Genomic DNA, 6,828 nt, shown 5'->3' with positions numbered 1-6,828 from the left:
CCTCAAGGCAGGGCGGAAACAGAGTCGCTTGATCGCGATCGGCACCGACAACGAAGCGTCCCATGCCACCCTCCCGTCAACCCCGACGAGAATAGCACGCGCAGGGTTTTGACACAGCCAGGGTCATCAGGAGAAGCGCGACTTCCGCGTTCGACATCATCGTGCCCCCGAGCACGATGCGCTGAACCGGCCGCCCCGTGTTCGGCCCCGTCGCCTTGGAATAAGCGCGCGTGTGGCCGGTGTCGGCGCCGTGCCCGCCGCTCCAGCCCGAGGCGAGCGTCCCGGTGCCGCCCGTGCCCGGCGTGCCTCCGCCGGCATCCAGCGCCGGATTGGAATTGCGACTGCCGCCCGGATTGAAGACCACGTCGTAATTGTCGGTGTTGGTCATCGCGGCAAGGCCGGAGGCCTGCGGGAAGCGTGCCAGGAAGATCGGCAGGAGGCGCAGCGCACGCCGGTAGGCACCGAGCCCCGTCGTGTGGATCGGCACCGCCGCCGCGCCGCCCGCCCGGTTGGTCACCATGCCGTCGAGCGCGCGCCCGTCGCCCGACGCCGGGTTGGCATAGCCCGGCTCCATATCAGTCACGACGACGCCCGGCCTCCCCCGATAGATCTCGCGCATCGTCCGGCGCACGTGAAGGCGCGCGCGGTTCATGTTGGCGTTGGGAAACGCGCCGCCGCCGCCGTCGCCGCCCGCCGACGGCGTCTCGAGGATCAGGAACCGGCCGGCCGCGCGGCAGAGCTGGTAGGCGATGTCGAGCGCGGCCAGTTCCTGCGTGACGACGTCCGGATTGTCGACGAGAAAGCCGTTGATCGAACACGGCATGACGATCGTGTCGGCCTCGTCCAAAGCCAGGATGGCGGGAAGGCGCGCCGCGATCTCCGCCGTCTTCTGGCCGACGATGCCGTAGTTGCCCGAGCCGTCGAAATCGAAGGACTGATGCGTCAGGTAGCGCAGCCAGTTGAGCTCGCCGACCGCGAGATAGCGGTTGCCGGCGCCGCCGGGCAACGCGTTCCATACGCCGTTGCCCGACGAGAACGTGTGCCGGAACATGAAGCTGTCGCCCACCGCGATGACGCGGCGATTGCGCGGCGCGCTCAAAGGGCGCCTCAGGAGGTCCTCGACCCCCTGCCGGCCGAACAGTCCGGCGCCGTCATGGCCGAGGACATGGGTCAGCGTGCGATGCGTTGCGTTTTCGATCTGTCCGGTCATCCTGTCGTCCCACCATGAATTCCGCTCGGAGTGCGGGCCTGATGGTGGGTCGGGTCGGACGGACGTGGAAAAGCGGTGGGAAAACGCCGCCCGCTCAGACGAGGATGTTGTTGCGGCTCTCGCCCTGCCAGTCGCGCAGGGCGCCTTCCAGGTCGTTGCGGAAGGTGAAGCCGCGTCGAAGAAGGGCTTCCGGCTCGACCCGCGTCGAGCGCACCAGCTTGAGAATGCGCTCGCGGCTGATGGGGTTGGACACGCCCGCGCGGTTCGCCACCTCGAAGGGAAGCGCGGCGACGTTCATGGCCGCGAGCGGAATCAGGCCGCGCGGCGGCTTGTAGCCGGCCACACGCACGAAGGTCTGGCAGATTTCCTCGATCGTGTAGGCATGCGGGAAGCAGAAGTTGTAGAGGAGTTCGCGCTCGCCGAGGCCCATCGCGAACTGCATGGAACGCACCATCTCGCCGACATAGCCGCAGCACTTAATCGTGTCGCGCCGCCCCGGATACACGAACGTCCCCTTCCTCAGCGCCCCGGCGAGGCGCGTGAAGTTGCCGCGCTCGCCCTTGCCGAAGATCACCGCCGGCCGCGCGACGACGAGATGGGCATCCGCTTCCGTGGCGAGCCACTGCCGGTGGATATCCTCGGCCAAGAGCTTGGAACGCCCGTAGTCCGAAGTCGGCTCGGGGGGCGAGCTTTCCGTCTTCAGGTCCTCGCCCGGACCATAGACCGCGATCGAGCTGGTGAAGAGCACCCGCTTCACGCCGTTGCGCCGCGCAAAGGCGCAGACCTCGAGCGCCCCGGCGACGTTGGTGACGTAGTATTCGTGCGGCTCGTGCCCCGGCGTTCGGTGAACGGCAGCGAGGTTGTAGAGTTCGTCGTAGCGCCCGTCGAGCTCGGCGGGCAGCGGCTCGCGGATGTCGCCGCGCCGATATTCGACGCCCTCGACGCGCAGGACCGGCTCCCCGATGTCGACGCTGACCAGCCGGTCGTATCCCCCGTCCGCCTGCAGATGGCGCAGGAGATGGGAGCCGATGAACCCTGCCCCGCCGAACACGATCGCCTGCTTCATCCCGGTTCCGACCCTTGTTCGCTATGCCTCGTCTTATATGCAATGCAGCATGGCCGCGATGCAACACGAATGCGGCTTCCGGTCCGGAGCGGGTTTCGTTAAAATTCGAAAGGGAAAGGCAAGCTTGATGCCGTTCTATGGCGGAAGTTCCCGACCGGCGCCCTCTTGGATTCGAACGATGCCTCACGACCGCATATGGACCGATCCCAAGGCCGAGGCCGAGTTCTGGCGGCGCATGGCCGAGATCGAAGAACTGTCCGGGCAGACGATGAGGGCTGGCGTCTGGGGGCGGCTGGCGCGCTGGATCGGCCGGACGGACCCGTCCGAGGCGATCCGCCGGCAGGCCGAGGATCTCGTCCAGCGCCATACGATCCTAGTGCCCACTGCTGAACCCACTGAAGCGGCGGAGCCCGCGCCCGGCGCGGCTCTTCGCACCCTGGCGGGCCTTGCAGTCGGTCTGCGCCAGGACCGCGCGGGCGAAGCGGACGAGGCGGCGGCGGCACGTTCGGCCTGACGGCCGGCCGGCGCCAACCGGCCGGGCCGACGCTTCTTCTCCCCCGAATCGGATCTCATGCCGCCATCCGTTGTTCCGCCCCGATCGCGATTGAAGGCCTTCGCTTCGCGCCTTGCCTCGTCCCTAGCGGGCGAAACGGTGCCTCGCCGCCCGCGCGTCACCTTGTCGCCGAAACTGAGGACGATCTATGCGATCGGCGACGTTCACGGACATTTGGACGCGCTGCTTCGCCTCGAAAGGGTGATCGCCGAGGATGCGTCCGTGCGGGAGGGACCCAGTCTCACGATCCTTCTGGGCGACTATGTCGATCGGGGGCCGCGATCGGCGGACACGCTCGCCCATCTGTCCCGACCGGCGACCGGCCTGCCTCGCCTTTGCCTCTGCGGAAACCACGAGGCGGCGATGCAGGACTTCCTCCAGCGCCCCGGATTGCAGCATCCCTGGCTCGGCATGGGCGGCATCGAGACGCTGGCGGCCTACGGAATCGATATCGCCCATGTCTTCTCGACATACCGGAAGCGACCCGATCGGCTCCTGGCGCTTCTGGCGGAGGCCATTCCGGCCGAGCAGATCGGCTTCTTGAAAGCGCTGCCGGCTCTGGCCGCAAATGATCGCTTCGTGTTCGTCCATGCGGGCGTTCGCCCCGGCGTCGCGCCGGATCGGCAGCGGGACGACGACCTCCTCTGGATCCGCGAGCCGTTTCTCAGCCGAGGCCCCGAATGGGGCGAGCGGATCGTCGTCCATGGTCATAGCGTGACGAAGACGATCAGCCTGATCAAGGGCCGCATCGGCATCGACCGCGACGCGCACCGGACCGGCGAACTCCTGGCGCTTCGCCTCGGCGAAGACGGCATGTTCACCCTGTCCTCCGAAGCCTGACCGCGCGGCCGATCCGGTCGGTCAGGGCAGGTCCGGAGAGGTCTCCTCGGGAGGGCGCGGAAACAGGTTGTCGAAGATTTCGCGAGGCGGCGCGTATTCGGCCGGGCCCTTGCGGGGTTCCAGAAGGCCGATCCGTTCGAGTTCGGCGGCCTGCTTCGGCGGAAGGTCCGTGAGATAGGCGCGAACCTCGTCCCGAATCGCCGGATCGGCCTGACGCAGCATCCTCACGGCATCGGCCGCGCGCGCGCGCGCCAGGATGGTTCGAAGATCGCGCGCGCGCGCTTCGGCCGCCGCCCCGTCCAGCCAGGGGCTCGTGCGCCACACTTCGGCCCTCGCCATCAGGCTGCCGGCTTCGGCCGGCGCCAGGCGCTCCGACATCGCCATGAAGCGGCTGATGCTTACCGCGGTGGGCGCTGCCGCGCGCTCGGTCAGGGCGAGACGAGCCCAGAAGTTGCCGTTGGTCGGCGTGCAGGCGATCCCTCGCCTGAGAATCCCGGACGTGCGCGCAAGACCGGCCGACCAATCTTCGAAGGACTGCGCCTGATTCATCGCCTGCTGGGCGACCGACGACACGGTCAGCGCCGCGCGGTTCATCCGGTCGTTGCAGGAGGAGGCGGCGGCTTGCGCGGAGATCGCGGGAAGCGCGTTCTCGACGCTCGCCAGCGAAACGGGCTGCCGCCGCTCGATGCGCCCGGCGAGCGCCGCGAGGCTGCGCCCCGCCACGGCCGCGTTCCAGTTCGCCACGGAAATCGCCGCGCAGAGGGCGGCCACGCAGAGAAACGCGGCGGCAAGGGCGATTCGAGCCGCACCGCCCATCAGCGAGCGGACGCGGTTCCTACTCGCGGTAGTACGAGGCGTACCGCGCATTGTAGTATTCGTTCGACCCGAACTCCTGGTAGTAGCGCATCTTGTCCGCATCGACCTTGTTCAGGACGACGCCGAGGCACTTGTCCGCGATACGCGGGTTGCCGGCCAGCGCCGAGCGAACGACGCGGCGTGCGGTCCGGCCCCATTCCACCACGAAGACGAACCCATCGACCCGGCTTTCGAAGGCGCGCGCGTCGACGACCGCGTTCACCGGCGGCAGGTCGACGACCACGTAGTCGAACTTCTGGCGGGCGTCTTTCAGGAGCGTCGACATCGCATGCGAGGTCAGAAGCTCCGACGTATGGGGAATCCGGCGCTGCACGACGGCGGGAATCACCAGGAGGCCCGTGTCGGAGTCCCGGTAGGTGACGGTCTCGATCGGGCGGTCTTCGAGAAGCGCCTCGATCAGGCCGGCGGTCGCATGCGGAGCCAGAGCGCGCGTCAGGCCGGGATTGCGCAGGTCGCAGTCGATCAGCAGCGTGCGCGCGCCCTGGAGCGCCAGCAACGAGGCGAGGTTGGCGGCCACCGTCGACTTGCCCTCGCCCGGCAGGACGGACGCGACGCCGATGACCTTGCCTCCGTCGCTGTCGATCGTCAGGTCGGCCGCGATCTTGCTGCCGCGCATCGTTTCGGCAAAGGAAGACATCGGATGGTCCACCACGTAGCGCGAGACGTTGCTGGTGCGCACGAGAAGGCGGCCATCGTCGCGGCTCTTGAGTTCCTCCGGCGAAGGCCGGGGGACCGCCGCGTGGGCGACGCGCGACACGAGGCCGAGCGGCTCGAGCCCGAGCGAATCCTTGACCTGCTCGCTGGTGCGGAAGAAGCGGTCGCGGAACTCGCGGAAGGCGCCCAGACCCGCGCCGGCGCCGAGGCCAAGGATCGTCGCCAGCGCCAGAAGCATCAGCTTCTTGGGCTTGGAAGGCTTCAGCGGCGGCTGCGCCTTGGTGATGATGCGCGCTTCGGTGACGGGGAAGGATTCCTGCTGCACGGCTTCCTGGTAGCGCTGCAGGAACGTCTGGTAGAGGTTGCGATAGGTATCGGCCTCGCGCTCGAGCTCGCGCAGTTGCACCTGCTGCTGGTTGGCCGCGGCGCTGACGCCGGTGGCACGCTCGACGCTCGTCTGGAGCGACTGCTCGCGCGCCAGCGCGACCTGATAGTCGCCCTGGTAGCTCGCCGACAGGCGCTGAAGTTCGCCGAACATCAGGCGGCTGTATTCGGCCATCTCCTGACGCAGGCGCACGGCTTGCTGGTGGTCGCGGCCGAGCCGGTTGGAAATGTCGGCCTCGCGCTTGGCCGCGTCGAGATAGCGGGTGCGCAGGGCGTTGACGACGCTGTTGTCGAGCGAGCCGGCGACCACGGCATTGGTGTCGCCGCTGGTGACGAGTTCCTGGATGCGGTCGAGCCGGGCTTTGGCGGTGGACACCTCGTTGCGCGCGGTGATCAGCTGCGTGTTGAGCTCGCTGAGCTGCTGGTCGCTGACGAGCTGGCCGCCGGCCGAGATCAGCCCGTTCTCGGCGCGGAAGGCCTGAACCGCCTGATCGGACTGGAGCGAGCGCTGGCGCAGCTCCTCGATCCGCTGCTGCAGCCAGCTGCTGGCGCGGCGCGTCGCCTCGTATTTAGAGTCCAACTGGTCGGCGAGATAGGCGTTGGCGAAGGCGTCGGCGATCTGGGCGGCGAGCGCTGCATCCGGCGACGTGTAGGAGATTTCGAGCACCGAGGAGCGCCCGACACGCTCGACCCCGAGGTTCTTGACGAGTGCCTCGACCGCGAGCTGCCGCTTTTCCTGTGCGCTTTGAACAACGTCGTCGTCGCCCGACAGACCGACGAGCGACAAGACCGAGCCAAGCGCGCCGCGGATGGCGGCGATCGGGGATGCGGAGGGCTCGGAGAAGACCGGGTTGTTGAGGAGATCCAGCCGATCGACCACGTCGCCGGCGATCTCGTCGGAGCGCAGGAGTTCGACCTGGCTGAGGATCGTCGTTTCGTCGGCCAGACTCACGCCGCTGATCGACAGCTCGTCGAGCAGCTTGTTGCCGCCGGTGTCGATCAGGAGGTTGCTGGAGGCCGTGAACTGGGGCACGGCCGTCGCGACATAGGCCAGCCCAAGCAGCGCACCCGCCACGCCCAAGACCGCCACCACCCGCCATTGGCGGCGGGCGATCGCAAGAATCCGGTCGAAATCGATGAAATCGGCCCCGCCTCCCGCTCCAGACGCGGCGTCGAGGTCCAACGCCGGCTGGCGACCAGCCGGAGATCTGACGTCCTGAAGCATGCGAGCCCTACCTATCCGTT

6 protein-coding genes are annotated in these 6,828 nt (G+C 68.1%); 2 read left to right on the top strand and 4 right to left on the bottom strand.

Annotated features, from left to right (window positions below):
• Window positions 1-76 precede the first annotated feature (76 nt).
• Window positions 77-1,210 (bottom strand): hypothetical protein, encoded by a 1,134-nt coding sequence (locus H7A85_RS19440; protein WP_182422195.1) that lies wholly within the window; start codon window positions 1,208-1,210, stop codon window positions 77-79.
• A 94-nt stretch (window positions 1,211-1,304) separates the two neighbouring features.
• Entirely contained in the window at window positions 1,305-2,276 is a 972-nt protein-coding gene (locus H7A85_RS19435; RefSeq protein ID WP_182422194.1) for an NAD(P)-dependent oxidoreductase, read from the bottom strand.
• A 178-nt stretch (window positions 2,277-2,454) separates the two neighbouring features.
• Here H7A85_RS19435 and H7A85_RS19430 point away from each other — a divergent pair, with 178 nt between their 5' ends.
• Window positions 2,455-2,790 (top strand): hypothetical protein, encoded by a 336-nt coding sequence (locus tag H7A85_RS19430; protein WP_182422193.1) that lies wholly within the window; start codon window positions 2,455-2,457, stop codon window positions 2,788-2,790.
• 90 nt (window positions 2,791-2,880) lie between these two features.
• A complete protein-coding gene (locus H7A85_RS19425) occupies window positions 2,881-3,669 on the top strand; it encodes a metallophosphoesterase family protein (RefSeq protein ID WP_182422192.1) in 789 nt (262 codons plus the stop codon).
• Window positions 3,670-3,690: 21 nt separating this feature from the next.
• On the opposite strand, the gene H7A85_RS19420 is transcribed toward H7A85_RS19425, so the two are convergent.
• The gene (locus H7A85_RS19420; protein WP_182422191.1) at window positions 3,691-4,485 is read right to left on the bottom strand and encodes a hypothetical protein; all 795 of its coding nucleotides are present in this window, start codon (window positions 4,483-4,485) and stop codon (window positions 3,691-3,693) included.
• A gap of 19 nt (window positions 4,486-4,504) precedes the next feature.
• Window positions 4,505-6,808, bottom strand: a complete 2,304-nt coding sequence (locus tag H7A85_RS19415) for a polysaccharide biosynthesis tyrosine autokinase (protein WP_182422190.1) — start codon at window positions 6,806-6,808, stop codon at window positions 4,505-4,507.
• Window positions 6,809-6,828: the final 20 nt, after the last annotated feature.

This window comes from Aureimonas sp. ME7 (assembly GCF_903970965.1).
GTDB lineage: Bacteria > Pseudomonadota > Alphaproteobacteria > Rhizobiales > Rhizobiaceae > Aureimonas.
The sequence above is the reverse complement of the archived record's forward strand: the minus strand, read 5'-3'. Positions and strand labels throughout refer to the sequence as shown.